This window comes from Chromobacterium paludis (assembly GCF_008275125.1).
Classification (GTDB): Bacteria; Pseudomonadota; Gammaproteobacteria; order Burkholderiales; family Chromobacteriaceae; genus Chromobacterium; species Chromobacterium paludis.
In genome coordinates this window covers 598,442-618,913 of sequence record NZ_CP043473.1, presented here as the reverse complement: position 1 = coordinate 618,913, position 20,472 = coordinate 598,442, and the positions used below count along the sequence as shown (strand labels likewise).

The window sequence follows — 20,472 nt, the reverse complement described above, 5'->3', positions numbered from 1 at the left end:
GACGGGGACAGCATCATGCAAACGTTTTTCCTTGCCCCCACCGGCTTCAACGCCGGCCTGACCTCGGTATCGCTGGGCGCGGTGCGCTCGCTGGAACAGGCCGGCCTGCGCGTCGGCTTCCTGAAACCCATCGCCCAAGGCGTGGACGACAACGGCGTGGAGCGCTCCATGCACTTCGCCCAGGCCATCTGCCGCCTGGACGCGCCGCAACCCATCAGCATGGAGCGCGTCGAGCACCTGCTGTCGCAAGGTCAGATCGACCAGCTGATGGAAGAAGTGGTCAGCCTCTACCAGCAAGTGGCCCAGAATGTGGACGCCGTGATCGTGGAAGGCCTGGTGCCGGACCAGAAGCAGGTGTTCTCCACCTTCCTCAACACCAAGATCGCGCGCAACCTGCAGGCGCAGACCGTGCTGGTCTGCTCCGCCAAAGGGCTGGGCGTGGACGAAATCGCCGAACAGCTGGAAATGAACATCCAGGCCTTCGGTGGCCAGCATATCGCCGGTTATATCCTGAACCACGTTCTGCCGGACGTGGACTGCGCCAAGCTGGCCGATGAAGTCCAGGATGCGCGCACGCTGAAGAAAGCCGGCCTGCCGCTCTTGGGCGTGATTCCGTATCAGCCGGAACTGCTGGCGCCGCGCACCCAGGACGTGGCGCGCCACCTGAACGCCAGCGTGGTGCACGCGGGCCAGCAGGCCAGCCGCCGCGTGCGCAGCATGGTGGTGGCCGCCCGCACCGCCCCCAATATCGTCAACCTGCTGAAGCCGGGCGCGCTGATCGTGACGCCGGGCGAGCGCGAGGACGTGGTGATGGCCGCTTCCATGGCCGCCATGAACGGCGTGCCGTTGGCCGGCCTGCTGTTGACCTGCGACTCCGAGCCCGATCCGCGCATCCAGCAACTGTGCCAGCAAGCCTTCACCGGCGGCCTGCCGGTGCTGGCCACCACCTTGAACTCCATGGAAACCGCCAGCGCGCTGAACGCGATGAGCCGCCAGGTGCCGGCCGACGACCTGGAGCGCATGGAAAAGGTGATCGACTTCATCGCCGAACACCTGGACGCCAGCCCGCTGAAGCAGCGCGTGGGCGAGCCGCGCGAACTGCGCCTGCCGCCGCCGGCCTTCCGCTTCCAGCTGATGGAAAAAGCGCGCAAGGCCAACAAGCGCATCGTGCTGCCGGAAGGCAACGAGCCGCGCACCATCCAGGCCGCCGCCATCTGCCAGGAAAAAGGCATCGCCCGCTGCGTGCTGCTGGGCAACCGCGCCGAAATCCTGCAAGTGGCCGAGACCCAGGGCGTGACCCTGCCGGCCTCGGTGGAAATCCTGGACCCGAATGAGATCCGCGGCCAGTACGTGGCGCCGATGGTGGAGCTGCGCAAGGGCAAGGGTTTGAACGAGCCGATGGCGCTGGCCCAGCTGGAAGACACCGTGGTGCTGGGCACCATGATGCTGGCGATGAACGAAGTGGACGGCCTGGTATCCGGCGCCGTGCACACCACCGCCAACACCATCCGTCCGGCGCTGCAGCTGATCAAGACCGCGCCGGGCTCCAGCATCGTGTCCTCGGTGTTCTTCATGCTGATGCCGGAGCAGGTCTATGTCTACGGCGACTGCGCGGTGAACCCGGACCCGAGCGCCGAGCAGCTGGCCGACATCGCCATCCAGTCCGCCGACTCCGCCGTCGCCTTCGGCATCACGCCGCGCGTGGCCATGATCTCCTACTCCACCGGCTCCTCCGGCAGCGGCAGCGACGTGGAGAAAGTGCGCGAAGCCACCCGCATCGCGCGTGAAAAGCGCCCGGATCTGCTGATCGACGGCCCGATGCAGTACGACGCCGCCTCGGTGGAGTCCGTCGGCCGCCAGAAGGCCCCGGACAGCCAGGTCGCCGGCCGCGCCACCGTGTTCGTGTTCCCGGACCTGAACACCGGCAACACCACCTACAAGGCGGTGCAGCGCTCCGCCAACGTGGTGTCGGTGGGCCCGATGCTGCAAGGCCTGCGCAAGCCGGTCAACGACCTGTCGCGCGGCGCGCTGGTGGACGACATCGTCTACACCATCGCCCTGACCGCGCTGCAGGCGGAGCAGACCCAGGCCAAATAAGCCAAGTCTGAGCAAGCAAATGGAAACGGCCCTTCACGGGCCGTTTTTCTTTACCTCATTGCCGCCATCGCGGCTCAAGCCAGCATCTCCAGCAGCCGCTTGGCCACGCCGCCAGCGGCGTGATGGCCGATCACCGGCACGTCCGGCAGCCGCCGCTTCAGCTCGGGATGGGCATTGGCCATCACATGCGGCAGGCCCGCCAGCTGCAGCATCTCCGCGTCGTTGAGGTTGTCGCCGAAGGCGGCGCAATCGTCGGCCTTTACGCCCAGATGCTTCAGCAGCAAGGCCAGCGCGCTGCCTTTGTTGACACCCGGCGCCATCACTTCCAGGTAGCAGACGTGGGAATAAGTCATGGACACTTCGTCGCCGAAATCGCGCGCGATGTCGAGCTCCACTGGCTTGAGCTGCTCGGGCGTGCCGCAGTAAATCACCTTGGAGACATCGTCGGCGGCGAAACCGGCCAGATCGGCGATTTCCGCCACCTGTCCGGTGTAATGGCTATATTCGCGCTTGCTGTGGTAGGCCATGATGCAATCGTCGCGGTAGACGCCCAGCTCGGTGTCCCGCACCAGCTCCGGCCGCAGCAAACGGCTGATCAAATCCTGGGACAAACGCGATTGAAACAACAGGCTGCCGTCGGCCAGATGCACGCGCGCGCCGTTGGCGCTGATCACCGGCACTGCCGGCAAATCATCCGGCCACAACAGCCGCGCCTGACGCTCATGCCGACCGGTTGCCACCGCCATGGCGATCCCCCTGGCCGCCACTTGCCGCAAGGCGGCGTGCGTTTCCGGCGCCAATTGCGAGTTCTCGTTCAACAGCGTGCCATCCAGATCGGAAACCATCAGTTTCATTGCGTCTACTCCCATTGCGGAACAAGCATCATTATGCACAATCGTGCAGAATCAAGCAATAAATCGCGCACAACCATGCAATGAGTCTTTGACCAAACCGGCATAATCATGCAACATCCGCGCATTTCCGCAGAGAGTCCACAGCATGCGCAAAGAACGCCCACTCGCCTCCGGCCTGCCCTCGGACCGGCATCAATACATCCGCCAGCAACTGCAGCAGCATGGCCGAGTGCTGGCCGGCGAACTGGCCGCCACGCTAGGCGTATCCGAAGACTCGATCCGCCGCGACCTGCGCGAGCTGGCGGCCAACGGCGTATGCCAGCGGGTATACGGCGGCGCCATCGCGCTGCGCCCCAGCGACACCAGCTTTGAGCAGCGCCGCCGCGAACATCCCGGCCGCAAGGCCCGCCTGGCCGCCACCGCGGTGCGCCAGTTGCGTCCCGGCCAATTCGTATTCCTGGATGGCGGCACCACCAATCTGGAAATCGCCCGCGCCCTGCCGCCCGACTTGCCACTCACCATAGCCACCAACGCCATTCCCATCGCGGCGGAGCTGTTCGGCAAAAAACAACTGGAAGTGCTGGTGCTGGGCGGCAGCCTTAACCACAAAAGCGGCGACACCGCCGGCACCATCGCCACCCGCATGCTGCAAGCCATGCATCCGGACATCTGCTTTCTAGGCACTTGCTCAGTGGATCGCGAACTGGGCGTCGGCACGGTGATGGCTGAAGAAGCGGCCTTCAAGCGCATGCTGGTGGAGCAGTGCGGCCAGACCATCCTGGCCGTCACCAATGAAAAGCTGGATACCGCCTCGCCCTTCGCGGTGGCGCCGCTGGCCGACATCGGCCTGCTGATTCTGGAGCCGGACGCCGACCCGTCGCGCCTGGCGCATCTGCAGGCCAGCGGCGTGCCGCTGCGCATGGCCGATTGAGACCAAGCATGCCGGGCAAAGCGATCGGTATATTGCAGGGAGTCAAACATTTGTTTTAAAGTCGCAGTCCGGGCGTGAGAAGAAATCCTTAAAAATCAGCGCGCTTACACCTGGAACATCCTTGGAGGGGAGACCTATGTCGATACAAGCCATCACCGAATGGTTTATCCCGGACAGCATACGCCAGTCTCCGGAGCAGGCCATCCGCGCCCGCACCGTGGTCGGCGTCGGCCTGCTGGCCGGCCTGATGGCGCCGTTATTCGCCATCGAATACCTGAACCTGGGGCACTACCCCATGGCCGAGGGCATCGCCCTGGGCGGCCTGGGACTGCTGTGCGGCCCCTTATTGCTGCGCCTCAGCGGCGCGGTGCGCTTCACCGCGGAATTCATCACCAGCTGCATGTACGCCATGGTGTGCTGGATGGTCTACGTCAACGGGGGCATCCTGTCCACCAGCCTGATGTGGTTCGCCGCCATCCCCTTCACCGCCGTGTTCATCGGCACCCGCCGCTCCGGGATGTTCTGGCTGGCCATGTCGCTGGCCGCGGTGGGGGTCATCATGTGGCTGTCCAGCGTGGACGCCATCCCGGCCAATCCCTTGCCGCACGAAGTGCTGCCCAAGCTGCAGGCCAAATCGCTGGCCGGCCTGTCGCTGGTGGTGCTGGTGCTGGCGCTGGCCTTCGACAAGGCCAAGAGCAAGAGCTTCGAGAAACTGGAAACGGCGCGCAAGGAAGCCGAACAGGCCAGCCAGGCCTTGGCCCTGATGATGGAGCAGATCAGCCACTCCATCCGCGACGCCTCCGGCGCCAGCCGGCAAATCGCCGCCAGCACCGGCAGCATGGCCAAGACCATGGCCGACCAGCGCGAACGCTCGGAAGACATGGTGGTGGTGGCGCAACAGATGGCGGTAGTGACCAGCCAGAACGCCGAGCAATCGACCACCGCCACCCAATTGGCCCGCACCGCGGGCGATGCCGCGCTGCAAGGCGGCTCCGCCATGGACCAGGCCGTATCGCAACTGGGCCGCGCCGGCGAAGTCATCAGCCACGCCGCCGGCAAGCTGGAGGAGCTGGGCCAGCGCAGCGCCGAAGTCAGCGGCATCGTGCAGTTGATCCGCGACATCGCGGACCAGACCAATCTATTGGCGCTGAACGCCGCCATCGAAGCGGCGCGCGCCGGGGAAATGGGCCGCGGCTTCGCCGTGGTGGCGGACGAGGTGCGCAAGCTGGCCGAACGCACCCAGAACGCCACCCAGGACATCGAGAGCAAGATCCAGCTGATCGTGGACGGCACCAATCTGGCCATCGTGGCCATGCGCGACGGCAGCCAGCAGATGCAGGCCGGCCGCGACCACGCGCAGAACGCGCAGCAAAGACTGTCCGGCATCATCCGCGAAACCGGCGAGCTGGCCGGCTTGCTGGGCCAGGTGTCGCAGGCCGAGGCTAGCCAGAACCAGGGCTTCGCCCAGTTCGCCGGCGACATCGTCGCCGTCGGCGAAGCCACCCGCAGCCTGTCCGGCGAAACCAAGAACATCGCCGAGGCCATCCGCCAGCTGGACGAGCAAATGGAGAAACTGCACCAGGCGGTGAGCCAGCAACAGCCCATGGACAAGCCGTCCCACCGCCGCCGCGAGCCGCAGCTGGCCTGAGCCAGGCGGGCCGGCGCTCAGATATAGCCGAGCTCCAGCCCGCGCAACACCGCGCGCACCCGGTCGCGCACGCCGAGCTTGGACAGGATGCTGGACACGTGATTCTTGATCGTGCCCTCGCTCGGCCCCAGGGCCTCCGCGATCTCGCGGTTATTGAAGCCGCCTGCCATCAAGGCCAGCACCTCCACCTCACGGCTTGTCAGGCGCTCCGGCAGGTCCAGCGCCGGAAAGCCGGCTCCGCCGCGCAAGCCGTCCAGCACCCGCTCGGTCAGCCCAGGCCGGAACAAGGTCTCGCCCGCCGCCACGCGGCGTATCGCGTCAGCCAGCCGCTCCAGCGAGATGTCCTTCAACAAAAAACCGCGCGCGCCCAGCCCCATGCCGGCCAACAGCGCCTCGTCGTCGTCGAAGGTGGTCAACAACAAGGTCGGCGGCAAAATGCCGCCCTCCCTCAGCGCGCGCAACACATCCATGCCGCTCATGCCCGGCATGCGCACATCCAGCAGCAGCACATCGGGCCGCGCCTCCCGCAGCAGGGCCAGCGCCTCTGCGCCGTCGGCCGCCTCCAGCGCCACCCGGATGTCGCCGGTCAACTCCAGCAAACCGCGGATGCCGCTGCGCACCAGGGTCTGATCGTCCACCAGGCCAACCCGTATCATCACGCCGCCTCCCGCCATATCGTCACCCACGTCTCCGCCCCCGCCTGGGACAGCCGCAATTCCGCGCCGCCGTCGTCCGCCTGCGCCAGCCACAGCCGGCAGGGCTGGCCGCCCCTGTCCGCCAAGGCTTCTCGCGCCGCGCGTAAGGCGCGCCATGCGGCCGCGTCGGACAGGCCGGGCAGCGGCTCCAGTTGCAGCCCGACAGCAGGCACCATGCCCTCGCACAGCAAGCGCAGCGCCTGGTTCAACGGCGCCTCGCACGCCTGCCTTTCCTTGCCCACCAAGGCGCGCACCTCGGCCAACATGCTGCGCGCCGACTGCTGCGCCGCGCGCAAGGGCGGGTCCGCTCCGCCCGCGCCCCGCCGCAACAGCAGCTCCAGTTGCAGGTTCAGCGCCGACAAATGGTGACCGATGCCGTCATGCAACTCGCGCGCCAGCCGCAGCCGTTCGCCATTGCCGGCCGCGCCGGCCAGCAACTGCCCGGCCGCCAACAGACTGGCGCGCGTCGCCTCCAGTTCGGCGCGGCGGCGGCGTTCGGCCCCGCCCAGGCAACCAATGCCGAAGGTCAGCAACTGAAAGCCGCCGCCCAGGGCGGCATCCAGCCCCAGTTGCCAACGGCGCTGCGCTAAGTCCGGCAAGGCGACCTGGGAACCGCTGACATTGCAGATCAATTCATTCGCCGGCAAATATTGCGCCTGCCAAGCATTGGCCAGCAGCGTCAGCAGCAATTGCGCGCCCAGACAGCAGGCGGCAAGCCGCCAGCCCAGCAACAGCGCCGCCTCAGCCGCGGTCAGCAATAGCAATTTATCGTGGAGCAGCAAGGCCAGCGCGATTTGTACCGCCAGCAGGACCAATTTCGCCGCATGATCCGGCGCGCGCGGGCCGTTGGCCGTGGCCCGCCACAAGGCCCAGGCGAACAAGGCGAAGCCCAGGGCATAGGCCGTCAGCAGGCCGTCGCGGCCCAGCGCCGCGCCAGCCAGCAAGGCCAGCCTGTCGCGCAGATGCGCCGGACCGGCCTCGCCAGCCGGCCATAGCAAGATCCATCGCTGCGCCGCCAGGACCAGGCAAGCCAGCAGGGAAACGCAGCGGAAGCCGGCCAGCGGCGATGGCGTCGATGGGATGCTCATGTGCGCTCTCCTGCCAGCGGCAGCCAGATGCGCAGGCAGCAGCCGCCGCCGGCCGGCGACAGGATGTCCAGCGAGCCGCCCTGCGCCGCCACTCGTTCGCGCATGCCGGTCAAACCATGGCCCTCGCGCCGCTCGCCGGATGCATCCAGCCCCTTGCCGTTATCGCTGATGGTCAACGTCAGCCCGCCGCCGGCCCGCTCCAGCCTCACCACCGCGCGCGCGGCGCCGGAATGACGCAAGGCATTGCTCAAGGCTTCCTGCGCGCTGCGAAAAAGGACGTGCGCCAGCGCCGGCTGCGCCACGATCAGGCCTGGCGCCATGTCCAGCCGGGTCCGCGGCTGGGGAAGCCCGCGGCACAAGGTTTCCAGCGCCTGACGCAAATCCATGGGCAGCGCGGACTCGCCAGCCACTCCATGCAGCTCCTCGCCAAGCAAGCGCGCGGCTTCGCGCGCGGCGGCCATGTCCGGCGCCGGGGCGCCTTGCGCCTCTGCCAGGCGCAGCTGCAGTTGCAGCCCGGCCATTCGCTCTGCCGCCAGCCGTCCCACGCCGTCGGCAATGCGCGCGCGCTCGGCATTGCGCACGGCTTCGGTCAGCAGCAACTGGGTTGCCTGCAACGCCGCATTGGCCTGCGCCTGGCATAGCCGGCCGCGCAGCGCTTCGGCCCAGCCATAGCCCACGCTGAAGGCAAAGGCTTGAAAAACCAAACCCTGCAGCCAGTCCACGGCAGCCACCATCCAGAACGCGGGCGGCGAAGCGCCGGCGATATTGCAAGCCGGATGGCCATCGCCCACCGCGACCAGATAAGGCAGCAAAGCCAGATCGATCAGAACCGCCTGGAACAGCGCGCCGGCCAGGGCCGCCCGCCACGGCAGCAGAAACGCCAGCTCCGCCGCCACCAGATACCCCAGTCCCGGCTCGGTCCAAGGCTCCAGCGCGGCCGCGATCAGCATCTGGGCAGCCAGCCAGGGCCAACGCGCGCGCGCGTCAACCAGCAGGCACATCCGCAACGCCAGCATGAACAGCAGCATCAGCGCGGCGTACACCGCCATGGCCGCCTTGTCCAAATTCAGCCAACCACCCAAGCCATGCGCCAGCCAGGCCGGCCACAGCCAGTCCTGCGCCTGCTCGCGCAAGACTGGCGCGGGAATGTCCGCCAAGTCCGCCAGACCCAGCGCCAGCATCAGCGCGCAGGCCAGCAGCAGGGCGCGGCGGAACAAGGCCGGTCCGGAGCCTAGAGCCTTCAGATATGTCTTCATCGTGCGCGGAGTCAATCGTCCCATCAAAAACGGCGCGGCCAAGGCCGCGCACAGCAGGCAAGCGTAACACAACGCATATGTCATGCCGCCGCGCCATTGATCGAGCCAGCTGAAATCAAACTGGCCGTGCGCCCTCGCGGCGGTTCTCAAACTTTGCAGCATCGTCCCCTCCCTCCCCGATAAGCGCGCCAGTCTGCCGCCGCGGCCTCCGCGCCGGCAGTGCCGTTAGTCATGCGCGCCGTCTCTATCTTCCGGCACATGCGCGCGCCCTCCCCAAGCGGAACAATGCGCTCACCGGCCGAACAGCGGCCTTCACTCACCGAAGGGAAATACGCATGCAATGGAAAATTTCGATGGCGGCCTGCGCCATGCTGGCCGCGCTGAGCCTCAACGCCGCGCGGGCCGAAGACGGTTTCGGCTACGCCAAGCTGGGCACCGGCACGGAACTGGGCGTCGGCAAAACGTTGGACAACGGCCTGGCGCTGCGGCTGGGCGTGCAGAACACCTTCCGCTACAAACAGGACAGGACGCAGGAAGGCACGCCCTATCAGCAAAAATCCAAGTCCAACGCCGGCCTGGCCGCCAGCCTGGACTGGCATCCCATCCCCGACAGCGGTTTCCGCCTGAGCGGCGGCCTGACGCTGTCCGGCAAGCCGCGCGACGACCTGGCTTTCTCCGCCGACAGCGCGGGCAATTACACGCTGAACGGCAACCGCTACGCCGCCTCCGCCGTCGGCCCGCTGAACGGCAAGGTGGAATACAGCCCGTTGGGGTCTTATCTTGGCGTGGGCTGGGACTTCGCCTTGCCGAATGCGTCCGCCTGGCGCGTCACCACCGATCTGGGCGCGCAGCTGCAGTTTGGCGGCAAGGCCACGCTGAGCCCGGCCAATGGCGTCAGCGCCCAGGACCTGGCCGCCGCGCAGCAGAAGCTGAACCATGACCTGGGCGGCGCGCGCTTCCGGCTCAGCGCCGGGGTGGGCCTGTCTTACTCGTTCTGAGTCCAAGGGGCGCGCCGCCGCGGCCGCGGCGCGCTCTGCTATAATCGGCGCTTTGCGCAATCCTCCGATCTTTAAGCCGATGACTCCTGCCGCCCGCCTCGCCGACCTGAAATCCGCCCTGTCCTCCTGCCTGATCCGCGACCGCCACCTCCTGCGCCGCAAACTGGCCGACGCCGCCGACCGGCTGAAGAAGAACCAGCCGGCCGACAAGCTCTTGGCGGACATCGCCGGCCAGGTGGAACGCTCGCGCAGCCGCGCCGACGCGCGCCGCGCGCATCTGCCCAAGCCCAGCTTCGACGACGCGCTGCCGGTCAACCAGAAGCTGGCCGACATCAAGACGGCGATAGACAAGCACCAGGTGGTGATCATCTGCGGCGAGACCGGCTCCGGCAAAACCACCCAGCTTCCCAAGATCTGCCTGGAGCTGGGCCGCGGCGTATTCGGCCTGATCGGCCACACCCAGCCGCGCCGGCTGGCCGCGCGCTCGGTGGCGACGCGCATCGCGCAGGAGCTGGGTTCGCAATTGGGCGAGCATGTCGGCTTCAAAGTGCGCTTTACCGATAAATTGTCGGAAAAATCGGTGATCAAGCTGATGACGGACGGCATCATGCTGGCGGAAACGCAGACCGACCGCCACCTAGAAGCGTACGACACCATCATCATCGACGAGGCGCACGAGCGCAGCCTGAACATCGACTTCCTGCTCGGTTACCTGAAGCAGTTGCTGCCGCGCCGGCCGGACCTGAAAGTCATCATCACCTCCGCCACCATCGACGCCGACCGCTTCTCCAGGCACTTCGACGGCGCGCCGGTGATCGAGGTGTCCGGCCGCACCTACCCGGTGGAAGTGCGTTACCGGCCGCTGAAGCAGCGCGACGAAGACGAGCGCGAGATGGAGATGGAAGACGCCATCGTCGACGCGGCCGACGAGTTGTCGCGCCAGGGCCCTGGCGACATGCTGGTCTTCCTGCCCGGCGAGCGCGAAATCCGCGAAACCGCGGAGAAGCTGCGCAAGTCCGGCATCCGCGGCTACGAGATCCTGCCGCTGTTCGCGCGCTTGTCCAACGAGGACCAGCAGAAAATCTTCAAACCGTCCGGCGGCCGCCGCATCGTGCTGGCCACCAATGTGGCGGAAACCTCGCTGACGGTGCCCGGCATCAAATACGTGATCGACACCGGCCTGGCCCGCATCAACCGCTACAGCCCGCGCGCCAAAGTGGAGCAATTGCAGGTGGAGAAGGTGTCGCAGGCGGCCGCCCGCCAGCGCGCCGGCCGTTGCGGCCGCGTCGAGTCCGGCATCTGCGTGCGCCTATACGCCGAGGACGACTTCAACGCGCGCCCGGCCTTCACCGATCCGGAAATCGTCCGCTCCAACCTGGCGGCGGTGATCCTGCGCATGGCCGCGCTGCGCCTGGGCAAGGTGGACGCCTTCCCCTTCCTGGAAGCACCGTCCAGCCGTCTGATCGCCGACGGCTACCAGGTGCTGACCGAGCTGGGCGCGGTGAACGAGCAGGGCGAGCTGACCCCGGTCGGCAAGGAACTGGCGCGCATCCCGGTGGACCCGAAAGTGGGCCGCCTGCTGCTGGCCGGCCGCGACTACCACTGCGCGCGCGAAGTGCTGATCATCGCGGCGGCCTTGAGCATACAAGACCCGCGCGAGCGGCCGTTCGAGGCGCGCGACGCAGCGGAAAAGGCCCAGGCCCGTTTCAACGACGAGAAGTCGGACTTCCTGTCCTTCCTGCATCTGTGGGACTTCTTCGCCGACGCGCTGAAGCACAAGAAATCCAACCGCCAGCTGGTCAACGCCTGCCACGACCACTTCCTGTCCTATATGCGCATGCGCGAGTGGCGCGAGCTGCACGCGCAACTGGCCGAAATCGCCAGCGAACTGGGCCTGATCACCCGCGACCAAGCCCATGCCGACGCCGAGCAGCCGGACGCGCAGATGACGCAGAAAAAGCGCCAGCAAGTGGACGCGGTGGCCTATGAAAACCTGCACAAAGCGCTGGTGACCGGCCTGATCGGCAATATCGGCATGAAGAACCAGGAAGGAGACGACTACCAAGGCGCGCGCGGCGTCAACTTCCACGTCTTTCCTGGCTCCGGCTTGAAGAAAGCCAAGCCGAAATGGCTGGTGGCGGCCGAGCTGGTGGAAACCACCCGCCTCTACGCGCGCTGCGTGGCCAAGATCGAGCCGGAGTGGGTGGAGAAGCTGGCGCCGCACCTGGTGAAGTACCACTACTTCGAGCCGCACTGGGAAAAGAGCCGCGGCGAAGTCGTCGCCAGCGAACGCGTCACGCTGTACGGCCTGACGCTGATCCCGCGCCGCGCCGTCAGCTACGGCCGCATCGCGCCGGAAGAGGCGCGCGAGCTGTTCATCCGCGGCGCGCTGGTGAATATGGAATACGTCAGCAACGCGCCCTTCTTCCAACGCAACCAGCAACTGATCCGCGAGGTGGAGCAGCTGGAGCACAAGGCGCGCCGCCAGGACGTGCTGGTGGACGAAGAGGCGCTGTACGCCTTCTATAGCGAACGCATCCCGGCGGAAGTGGTGGACGCCGCCAGCTTCGAAGCCTGGCGCAAGGAGGCGGAAAAAACCGAACCCAAGCTGCTGCACCTGACCCGCGAAGAGCTGATGCGCCACGCCGCCCAGCATGTGACCGAAAACCAGTTCCCGGAATGGCTGGAGCTGGAGGACGGCAAGCTGAAGCTGCGCTACCGCTTTGAACCCAAACACCCGCTGGACGGCGTCACCATCGACGTGCCGCTGGCCATCCTGAACCGCCTGACGCCGGCCCCGTTCGAATGGCTGGTGCCGGGCATGATCCGCGACAAGCTGCAGCAGCTGATCAAGGGCCTGCCCAAGCAAATCCGCCGCTGCTGCGTGCCGGTGCCGGACTTCATCACCCGCTTCCTGCTGACCGTCCCGGACCTGCAGCAGCCCATCGCGCCGCAACTGGCGCGCTTCATCCTGCGCGAGACCGGCGGCGTGAAGGTGGACATCGACGCGTTCAACACGCAGGAATTGCCGGAACACATGCTGTTCAACTTCCGCGTGATAGACGACGGCAAGCAGGAAATCGGCATGGGCCGCGATCTGGCCGCGCTGCAGAAGCAGTTCGGCCAGGCGGCGCAGCTGACCTTCCGCGACACCAGCGCCGAATTCGAGCGCGACGACGTCAAGGCCTGGGACTTCGGCGAGCTGCCGGAAAGCATACAGTTCGCCCGCGGCCGCCAGCAGCTCACCGGCTATCCGGCGCTGACGCTGGAGGAAGACCGCGTCGCCATCCGCCTGTTCGACACCCAGGCCGTGGCGGAAAAGCATCACCGCCAGGGCGTGATCCGCTTGCTGCAATTACAACTGAAAGAACAGATGAAGCAGCTGGGCAAGGGCCTGCCCGGCATGACGCAAATCGCGCTGCAGCTGCGCGCGGTGGCCAATGCCGACGACCTGCTGGCCGATGCCATCGCCGCCATCTGCGACCGCGCCTTCATCGGCGAGGACGCGCTGCCGCGCAACGAAAAAGCCTTCAACGAGCAGAAAACCCGCGCCCGCACCCGCCTGCCGGCGGTGATCCAGGCCGTGGCGCAGTACCTGCAGCAAATCGCCGCCGAATACACGCCGCTGGTCACCAAGATGCAGAAGCACAAGCTGGGGCATGAGCTGAAGGGCCAGCTGGAGCGGCTGGTATACAAGGGTTTTCTCAGCGACACGCCCTGGAGCCACCTGCCGCAATTGCCGCGCTACATGAAGGCGATGAGCCTGCGCATGGACAAACAGCCGGCCAATCCGCAGCGCGACGGCCAGCGCGCCGCCGAAATCCGCGATTTGTGGCAGCAATGGGAGCAACGCGTGGCGGCGCAAAAAGAACAAGGCGAACCGGCGCCGGCGGTGCTGGATTTCCGCTGGATGCTGGAGGAACTGCGCGTCAGCCTGTTTGCCCAGGAATTAAAAACACCTTACCCAGTCTCTGTTAAGCGCCTATTGAAAGTATGGAGCGAACTGCCGCGTTGAACGTGAAAATTACCAGCTTGCGATGGCATTGGATTATCATTCCATAGACATTAAACATCGCAAGCGGTGACACGGGCAATGACTGTGGAATCCACCAAGAAACCGGCCAAAGTCTTCTCCTCCATGGTGGAGATTGGCAAGGAGCTGCCGGTCAACGTCTACTCAAGCAACGGATTTCTGCTGTTAAAGCGCGGACATTACGTGCTGACGCCGGAATTGAAGGAAAAGCTCGTTCACATGGGCTTTGCCGAGGCCAAGGGGGACGCGCGCGCGCTGGACAAGCCCAACCTCAACGACCATAAAAAGCACTCCTTGTTCGAGGACATCGCCTTTCTGCAAGTACGGGTGCGCAATGTGCTGTACCGGGCGCTGGCCACCCCGGACTTGCAGGGCAAGGTGATGCAGCTGGCCAAGACGCTGATCCGTCTGGCGGAAACCCATCATGACGCCTTGATCGCCTCCATCTTCCTGGTGCCGTTCACCGAATACAGCGTCGCCCATCCCTTGCATACCGCCTCGCTGCTGGCCATCCTGACCCGCAGCGTCAAACTGCCGCCCAGCCACCGCGAAATCCTGATCTGCGCCGCGCTGACCATGAACATCTCCCAGGTGGAGCTGCAGAACGAGCTGTATAGCCAGCAGGGCCAGCTCAGCGAGCAGCAGCGCCAAGCCATACTCGACCATCCGCTGATGAGCTCCGCCATCCTGCGCGAGGCCGGCGTCGAGGACCAGCTGTGGCACACCCTGGTGCAGACCCATCACGAGTCCTGGTCCGGCCAGGGCTACCCGCAAGGCCTGGGCAAGGAGCAGATCCTGCCGCCGGCCCATATGCTGCATCTGGCCGACATCACCTGCGCCAAACTGCTGCCGCGCCGCTACCGCTCCGCCCTGCTGCCCGCCACCGCCCTGGGCCAGATATTCCAGCGCAAGGACAGCGAATTCGACCAAGGCTTCATCACTCTGCTGATCCGCGAGCTGGGCATCTACCCCCCCGGCAGCTTCGTGCGCATCGCCAGCGAGGAGATTTGCGTGGTCACCGCCGCCGGCGCCAAGCCCAGCGAACCCATGGTCGCCGCCATCCGGCGCGGCGACGGGCCGCCTTACGGCGAACCGCTGCCGCGCGACACCAGCAAGCCTGGCTTGAGAATTCTCGCACCCTGTCACGCGGCAGAAGCCAAGGTGCGCGTCTCCTTCCTCGCCCGGCTGTGGAAATGTTAAAAATTTGCAACATGTCTACATAATTGCTAACAATTTATTTGGGTGAAACATTCCAAACATAATCTTTGTGCGCGTTTTTTTCATAACAAAGGTAGATTGAATGCGCACTCTCACCCTCAGCGCCAGCGTCCTGCTGGCCCTCACGCTTGCCGCCTGCAATAGCGACGGCGGCGCCACCAGCAGCCGCACCCAGGACAATGCCCAGACCACGCCCTCCGCCAGCGCCAAGAACGTGATCTTCTTCCTTGGCGACGGCATGGGCATCACCACGACGACGGCTGCCCGCATTTACGCCGTGGGCGAAGACGGCCAGCTGACCATGGACACGCTGCCGGAATCCGGCTTCGTCAAAACCTTCTCCCAAGACGCCCAGGTCACCGACAGCGCGCCATCCATGGCCGCCTACATGACCGGCGTGAAGATGAACAACGAAGTCATCTCCATGTCGTCCGATACCCGCGCCATCGAACCGACCAAGGACGCCACCGGCAATTGCGGCGCCGCCAACGGCAAGCCGGTCACCACCTTGCTGGAGCTGGCCAAGGCCAAAAACTGGGCCACCGGCGTGGTCACCACCACCCGCGTCACCCATGCCACCCCGGCCGCCACTTATGCCCACGTCTGCCACCGCGACGCCGAAGCCGACATCGCCGCCCAGCTGGTGCCGGGCGGCGCGCTGTACAACGCGGCGCTGAAAGACGGCGTGGACGTGGTGTTCGGCGGCGGCCGCCAGTTCTTCCTGCCCAAAACCGCCGGCGGCAAGCGCGCCGACGGCCGCGACCTGGTGGCGGAGCTGAAGGCCAAAGGCTATGGCTACGCCGCGGACAAGGCCGCGTTCAGCGCCATCGATCCGGCCAAGACCTCGCGCGCCGTCGGCCTGTTCACCTCCAGCCACATGAGCTACGACCTGGACCGTGATGCCAGCAAGGAACCCAGCCTGGCCGAGATGACATCCAAGGCCATCGCCATGCTGGCCGGCCGCAGCGGCAAACAGGGCATGTTCCTGATGGTGGAAGGCGGCCGCATCGACCACGCCCTGCACGAAACCACCGCCAAGAAAGCGCTGCAAGACACCGTCGCCTTCGACCAGGCCATCAAGGCCGCCATCGATGCGATGCAGCAAAAAGACCCGGGCCTGAAGAACACGCTGATCGTCGTCACCGCCGACCATGACCACACCCTGGTGCTGAACGGCTACGCCAAGCGCACCGGCAAGACCGCGCCGGGCAATCCGGGCGTGCTGGGCCTGGCCAAGGACTACGTCAGCGGCGCGCCCCTGAAGGACAAGGACGGCATGCCCTACTCCATCATCGGCTTCGGCAACGGCGAAAACCGCGTCGCCGGCGACCGCAACGCGGCCGCCGCGCTGACCGACGACACCGTGTCCGCCGACAGCTACCACCAGGAAGCGGCCGTGCGCATGCCGGCCGGCGGCGAAACCCACGGCGGCACCGACGTTTATATCGCCGCCACCGGCCAGGGCGCGGACAGCATCCATGGCTTCCTGGAAAACATCGAAGTATTCGGCTTGGTCAAGAAGGCCGCCGGCCTGTAAGGCATAGGAGAACAAAAACATGCAAACCGTGATGAAAACCGTGCTGGCCGCCGCCGTGCTGGCCGCCCTGCCCGCTTCCCAGGCCTTGGCCGCTGGCGAAGCCAAAAACGTGATCTTCTTCCTGGGCGATGGCATGGGCCCCGCCACCGTCACTGCCGCCCGCATCTACCAGTACGGCGAGAGCGGCAAGCTGAATATGGAAAAACTGGATCGCACCGCGCGGATCAAGACTTATTCCAACGATGCCCAAACCACCGACAGCGCGCCGTCGATGGCGGCTTACATGACCGGCGTGAAGATGAACAACGAAGTCATCTCCATGACGTCCGACACCCGCGCCATCGAGCCCAATAGCGATGGCACCGGCAACTGCGGCGCCAACAACGGCAAGCCGGCGGACACGCTGCTGGAGCTGGCCAAGGCCAAGGGCAAGGCCATAGGCGCGGTCACCACCACCCGCGTCACCCACGCCACGCCGGCCGCCACCTATGCCCACGTCTGCCACCGCGACGCCGAATCCGACATCATCGCCCAGGCCGTGCCGGGCGGCGCCGGCTACAACGCCAAGCTGGGAGGCGGCCTCGACGTGCTGATGGGCGGCGGCAGCAAATTCCTGCTGCCCAAGGCCAACGGCGGCAAGCGCAGCGACGGCCGCGATCTGCTGAAGGAATTCGCCGCCAAGGGCTATCCGGTGCTGCAGACCGGCGCCCAGCTAGCCGCCTTCGACGCCAAGTCGGCCACCAAACTGGTGGGCATCTTCGGCAAGGACCACCTGGAGTACGAGCTGGACCGCGTCAAGAACAAGGTAGACCAGCCCAGCCTGGCGCAGATGACCGCGGCGGCGATAGACGTGCTGTCCAAGAACGGCAACGGCTACGTGCTGATGGTGGAGGGCGGCCGCATCGACCACGCGCTGCACGGCACCAACGCCAAGCGCGCCCTGGTGGACGCCATCGCCTTCGACGACGCGATCAAGACCGCCCTGGCCAAGGTCGATCTGAAAAACACCCTGATCGTCGTCACCGCCGACCATGACCACACCATGACCATCAACGGGTATTCCAAGCGCGGCAACCCCATCCACGATATCTCGCGCCATTACTCCGACGGTCAACCGGCCAAGGACGCCGATGGCGCGGTCTACACCACGCTGGTGTTCGGCAACGGCCCGAATCGCAAGCCCACCCGCGTATCAGTGGATTCGGCCACCGCCACCGGTGACGACTACCAGCAGGAAACCGGCATCCGCCTGTCCAGCGAAACCCACGGCGGCGGCGACGTGATGCTGATGTCCGGCGGCGCCGGCAGCCCGGGTTTCAAAGGCGTGATGGACAACACCAAGGTGTTCGGCCTGGTGAAATCCGCCCTCGGCCTGTAATCTCCTCCCGCGCGCGGCCGCATGGCCGCGCGCTTCGCTTTGGAAGGCATGCATGAAAGTCTTGTCTCTCGCCGCGCTGGCGCTGCTCGCCCAGCCGGCCGCCGCCGCCCTGCCCGATCTGCAGGCCGTCGTCCATTACGAAACCGTCAGCCTGGGCGCGGACGGTGTCGAGAAAACCCTTCGCTACCGCGAGCGCTGGGTGCGTCAAAACGACCACATCTGGCGCGAACGGCTGAACGCGGCCGCGCCCCACCGCCACGACGACGACGGCCACCAGCATTTGGACTTCGCCGCCGCGCCGCGCCATGTCTGGCAAGACGGCAAAGGCCAGTTGAAAGTGGAATTCATCCACGCCGCCAAGCGGGAAAGAATCGTCGTGGAAAAGCGGGAGTGGAGCGACGCCGGCTTCGACGGCTCCTGGGCGCGCGCCAGCCAGCTGGTGGATCTCTCGCAGATGCGCGGCTTCGCCCAAAAGCGGGAGAGCGAAGATGTCGCCGTCTACAGCAAGGCCGGCAAGACGCTGCGCTGGAGCGCACGCTGGCAGATGCCGCTGCGGGTGTCGCTACGTTCGGCCGATGGCCGCCAGCGCGAAACCATCACTGTGGCGCCGCAGCCGCTGCCCGCCGGCTTCATCCCGCCCTGGAAAAATAGCGCGGCGTGGCCGGCGCGCGACTACCTGGACACGCTGGACTGATCCCGGTCCCTGGCGTAGCGCGCCGGCGTTTCGCCGGTGTGCTGGCGGAAAATTGCGATGAAGGCGCTGTCGCTGGCGAAGGCCGGCCGCTGCGCCGCCGCCAACCGCTCAACCCTCGCCGCGGGCGCGATAGAATAATTGGCCCAGGTATTCGCGCAGCAGGCTATGGCACTCTTGCATGGAACGGCCGCTTGGTATCCACCAGAACACGCCGCCGCCTGCATAGCGGGTAAACGCCGTTGGCGCTGGCGCCACGGCTAGGCCCTGCCGCACGAAGAAGGGCACGGCCCGGGCCAAATGCCAGCCCTGGCTGACCAGCGCGATGCGCGTGACGCCGTCCCGCTTCAGGATTTCAGCGGAAAACTGGGCGTTTTCCAACGTGGTATTGGACCGACTCTCCACCCAGCGCGGCGTCAGGCCGTAGTCATCGCGCAAGGTGCGCGCCATCACCTCCGCCTCCGGCTCCCCGCCCAGCGGCGCGCCGCCGCTCACCAGCAAAGGCTTGCCTGACTGCCGGGCCAGGTAGGCGCCATAACGCAGCCTGGCAAGGGTATCGCCGTTAGGCTCGTCGCGGCCGTACTCCGGCGCGGGTTTCTTGCCGCCGCCCAGCACCACGATGGCCTGGGCCTGGCGCACCTGATCCATCGCAATGACCGGATAACGCTCCAGCCTGTTCGCCAACCAGATCGCGGTTTGCGGTATGGACAATAGATAACCCAGCGCCAAGCCGGCCAGCAGCAGCGCCCCGCTCAAACGCGGCCGCCGTTTGCCCAATAGCGCGCCCAGCGCGATCGGCAACAGGTAGATCAGCGGCGGCAACATCAGGGCGCCCAACAACTGGTGCCACAACACGGTCAGACTGTACATACTCTCGCCTCCTGTGACGGATCTTGTCTATTTTCCGCCTCTCTGCGGCGACAGCAGCTTACGTCATGGTCACCATTCCGGCAATCCGGCCATGCCATGCGGCTGCCTCGACAGTTCGCCACCCTGCGGAAACCGCTTAATCCAAATATTTCCAGCCACGCAATTGCAAGCCACTAAAAATTGTCAGACAATCCGATCGAGTTTCATTGAGAAGTCCGCATGAGAATTATTTATCTTGCCGCCCTGTTCGTCTTGTGCGGCCACTGGGCACAGGCCGACACGGTCTCCATGTCCTTCGGCGAAAAAATTCCCCCCTTCGTCTTTCCGGAAACCAATAGCGGCATCGAACTCGAAGTCATCGGGGAGGCGCTCGCCTTCCGCGGCCATCACTTGCAGCCCCACTATTATGCTTTCGCCCGCGTGCCGCTCGCCTTCAAAGCGCACCAAGTGGATGCCAGCATGACGGACCTGGGTGAAGACCTGACGCCCTATGGCGGATACTATGGGGACCCAGCCGTGATTTACGACAATGTGCTGATCACGCTGAAAGAAAGACATCTTGTCATCCATCGCCCCGAGGATTTGCACGGTCTGTCAGTCATTGCCTTCCAGGGCGCGGCCAAGCGCTATCCCGAGTGGCTGACCGCCGCGCGCGACGAGGGCATGTATTTCGAGCAGAACAATCAAGCGCTGCAGGTGCTGACGCTGGATGCGGGCCACTACGATGTCGTTTTATGTGATCGCAACATCTACCGTTATTTCGCGCTGCAAGCGCAAAAAGAGCTGCATCGCCCGCTCAAGCCGGTGGAGTTTCACAGCTTCATCAAGCTGAACCCGCTCAATTACCGCCCGGTGTTCCGCAGCGAAAAAATCCGCGACGACTTCAACGCCGGCCTGCGGCATCTCAAAGACACCGGGCGCTACCAGGCCATCTACGATCATTACCTGAAAGAGTAAGCGCGGCCGTGCCCTATGGGCGGTTTTTTAAAAATCAGCAAGCATTCATGTTGACTCAAAAGCATGCCAACCTCGCGCGCCAGAGCCCGGAGGCCGCCGGATCCGTGACGCGCAAGCGTTGACAATGCCGACAGACAGACCAAGAGCTTACGCTTGGAAGCGGCAAGCAGGGTCAATACCCAGGAATTGACAAACAAAAACCCCCTGCCGGATCGAATCCG

At 65.5% G+C, this 20,472-nt stretch carries 15 protein-coding genes; 10 read left to right on the top strand and 5 right to left on the bottom strand.

What is annotated here, in order from left to right; translation table 11 throughout:
- The first annotated feature begins 15 nt into the window (after nt 1–15).
- Nucleotides 16–2,097 carry a phosphate acetyltransferase gene (gene pta, locus FYK34_RS02810; protein WP_149294961.1) on the top strand — a complete coding sequence of 694 codons (2,082 nt, stop codon included), beginning with the start codon at nt 16–18 and terminating at the stop codon, nt 2,095–2,097.
- Nucleotides 2,098–2,171: 74 nt separating this feature from the next.
- Here pta and FYK34_RS02805 read toward each other — a convergent pair whose 3' ends face one another.
- On the bottom strand, nt 2,172–2,951 hold the full coding sequence (locus FYK34_RS02805) for a Cof-type HAD-IIB family hydrolase (protein ID WP_168209626.1): 780 nt from the start codon (nt 2,949–2,951) through the stop codon (nt 2,172–2,174).
- Nucleotides 2,952–3,096: 145 nt separating this feature from the next.
- Between FYK34_RS02805 and FYK34_RS02800 the strand changes: the two genes are divergently transcribed.
- Both FYK34_RS02800 and FYK34_RS02795 read left to right on the top strand, forming a co-directional pair.
- On the top strand, nt 3,097–3,882 hold the full coding sequence (locus tag FYK34_RS02800; RefSeq protein ID WP_149294959.1) for a DeoR/GlpR family DNA-binding transcription regulator: 786 nt from the start codon (nt 3,097–3,099) through the stop codon (nt 3,880–3,882).
- A 136-nt stretch (nt 3,883–4,018) separates the two neighbouring features.
- Entirely contained in the window at nt 4,019–5,530 is a 1,512-nt protein-coding gene (locus FYK34_RS02795) for a methyl-accepting chemotaxis protein (RefSeq protein ID WP_168209625.1), read from the top strand.
- Between the two features lie 17 nt (nt 5,531–5,547).
- On the opposite strand, the gene FYK34_RS02790 is transcribed toward FYK34_RS02795, so the two are convergent.
- From FYK34_RS02790 to FYK34_RS02780, 3 genes are read right to left on the bottom strand one after another with little or no spacing between them, the layout of a single operon-like run.
- A complete protein-coding gene (locus tag FYK34_RS02790) occupies nt 5,548–6,216 on the bottom strand; it encodes a response regulator (protein WP_231137355.1) in 669 nt (222 codons plus the stop codon).
- On the bottom strand, nt 6,186–7,313 hold the full coding sequence (locus FYK34_RS02785) for a histidine kinase (protein WP_149294957.1): 1,128 nt from the start codon (nt 7,311–7,313) through the stop codon (nt 6,186–6,188). The genes FYK34_RS02790 and FYK34_RS02785 overlap by 31 nt, the downstream gene beginning before the upstream one ends.
- Nucleotides 7,310–8,731 (bottom strand): sensor histidine kinase, encoded by a 1,422-nt coding sequence (locus FYK34_RS02780; RefSeq protein WP_149294956.1) that lies wholly within the window; start codon nt 8,729–8,731, stop codon nt 7,310–7,312. The genes FYK34_RS02785 and FYK34_RS02780 overlap by 4 nt, the downstream gene beginning before the upstream one ends.
- A gap of 173 nt (nt 8,732–8,904) precedes the next feature.
- Here FYK34_RS02780 and FYK34_RS02775 point away from each other — a divergent pair, with 173 nt between their 5' ends.
- From FYK34_RS02775 to FYK34_RS02750, 6 genes are all read left to right on the top strand, one after another.
- Complete coding sequence (locus FYK34_RS02775) at nt 8,905–9,567, top strand: hypothetical protein (protein ID WP_149294955.1); 663 nt, start codon at nt 8,905–8,907, stop codon at nt 9,565–9,567.
- 79 nt (nt 9,568–9,646) lie between these two features.
- Entirely contained in the window at nt 9,647–13,582 is a 3,936-nt protein-coding gene (gene hrpA, locus FYK34_RS02770) for an ATP-dependent RNA helicase HrpA (protein WP_149294954.1), read from the top strand.
- A 78-nt stretch (nt 13,583–13,660) separates the two neighbouring features.
- Nucleotides 13,661–14,800, top strand: a complete 1,140-nt coding sequence (locus FYK34_RS02765) for an HD-GYP domain-containing protein (protein WP_149294953.1) — start codon at nt 13,661–13,663, stop codon at nt 14,798–14,800.
- Between the two features lie 100 nt (nt 14,801–14,900).
- Nucleotides 14,901–16,355, top strand: coding sequence for an alkaline phosphatase (locus tag FYK34_RS02760; RefSeq protein ID WP_149294952.1), 1,455 nt, complete (start codon nt 14,901–14,903; stop codon nt 16,353–16,355).
- 19 nt (nt 16,356–16,374) lie between these two features.
- A complete protein-coding gene (locus FYK34_RS02755) occupies nt 16,375–17,733 on the top strand; it encodes an alkaline phosphatase (RefSeq protein WP_149294951.1) in 1,359 nt (452 codons plus the stop codon).
- A 52-nt stretch (nt 17,734–17,785) separates the two neighbouring features.
- Nucleotides 17,786–18,427, top strand: coding sequence for a hypothetical protein (locus FYK34_RS02750; protein ID WP_149294950.1), 642 nt, complete (start codon nt 17,786–17,788; stop codon nt 18,425–18,427).
- A 108-nt stretch (nt 18,428–18,535) separates the two neighbouring features.
- On the opposite strand, the gene FYK34_RS02745 is transcribed toward FYK34_RS02750, so the two are convergent.
- Nucleotides 18,536–19,294 (bottom strand): YdcF family protein, encoded by a 759-nt coding sequence (locus FYK34_RS02745; RefSeq protein ID WP_149294949.1) that lies wholly within the window; start codon nt 19,292–19,294, stop codon nt 18,536–18,538.
- A gap of 288 nt (nt 19,295–19,582) precedes the next feature.
- On the opposite strand from FYK34_RS02745, the gene FYK34_RS02740 reads away from it, so the two are divergent.
- A complete protein-coding gene (locus tag FYK34_RS02740) occupies nt 19,583–20,251 on the top strand; it encodes a substrate-binding periplasmic protein (protein ID WP_196782598.1) in 669 nt (222 codons plus the stop codon).
- The last annotated feature ends 221 nt before the right edge of the window (nt 20,252–20,472 follow it).

What these genes read in the sequence shown, in the direction of transcription:
- pta (WP_149294961.1), top strand. Translation starts at nt 16, where the DNA reads ATGCAAACGTTTTTCCTTGCCCCCACCGGCTTCAACGCCGGCCTGACC.
- FYK34_RS02805 (WP_168209626.1), bottom strand. Translation starts at nt 2,951, where the DNA reads ATGAAACTGATGGTTTCCGATCTGGATGGCACGCTGTTGAACGAGAAC.
- FYK34_RS02800 (WP_149294959.1), top strand. Translation starts at nt 3,097, where the DNA reads ATGCGCAAAGAACGCCCACTCGCCTCCGGCCTGCCCTCGGACCGGCAT.
- FYK34_RS02795 (WP_168209625.1), top strand. Translation starts at nt 4,019, where the DNA reads ATGTCGATACAAGCCATCACCGAATGGTTTATCCCGGACAGCATACGC.
- FYK34_RS02785 (WP_149294957.1), bottom strand. Translation starts at nt 7,313, where the DNA reads ATGAGCATCCCATCGACGCCATCGCCGCTGGCCGGCTTCCGCTGCGTT.
- FYK34_RS02780 (WP_149294956.1), bottom strand. Translation starts at nt 8,731, where the DNA reads ATGCTGCAAAGTTTGAGAACCGCCGCGAGGGCGCACGGCCAGTTTGAT.
- FYK34_RS02775 (WP_149294955.1), top strand. Translation starts at nt 8,905, where the DNA reads ATGCAATGGAAAATTTCGATGGCGGCCTGCGCCATGCTGGCCGCGCTG.
- hrpA (WP_149294954.1), top strand. Translation starts at nt 9,647, where the DNA reads ATGACTCCTGCCGCCCGCCTCGCCGACCTGAAATCCGCCCTGTCCTCC.
- FYK34_RS02765 (WP_149294953.1), top strand. Translation starts at nt 13,661, where the DNA reads ATGACTGTGGAATCCACCAAGAAACCGGCCAAAGTCTTCTCCTCCATG.
- FYK34_RS02760 (WP_149294952.1), top strand. Translation starts at nt 14,901, where the DNA reads ATGCGCACTCTCACCCTCAGCGCCAGCGTCCTGCTGGCCCTCACGCTT.
- FYK34_RS02755 (WP_149294951.1), top strand. Translation starts at nt 16,375, where the DNA reads ATGCAAACCGTGATGAAAACCGTGCTGGCCGCCGCCGTGCTGGCCGCC.
- FYK34_RS02750 (WP_149294950.1), top strand. Translation starts at nt 17,786, where the DNA reads ATGAAAGTCTTGTCTCTCGCCGCGCTGGCGCTGCTCGCCCAGCCGGCC.
- FYK34_RS02745 (WP_149294949.1), bottom strand. Translation starts at nt 19,294, where the DNA reads ATGTACAGTCTGACCGTGTTGTGGCACCAGTTGTTGGGCGCCCTGATG.
- FYK34_RS02740 (WP_196782598.1), top strand. Translation starts at nt 19,583, where the DNA reads ATGTCCTTCGGCGAAAAAATTCCCCCCTTCGTCTTTCCGGAAACCAAT.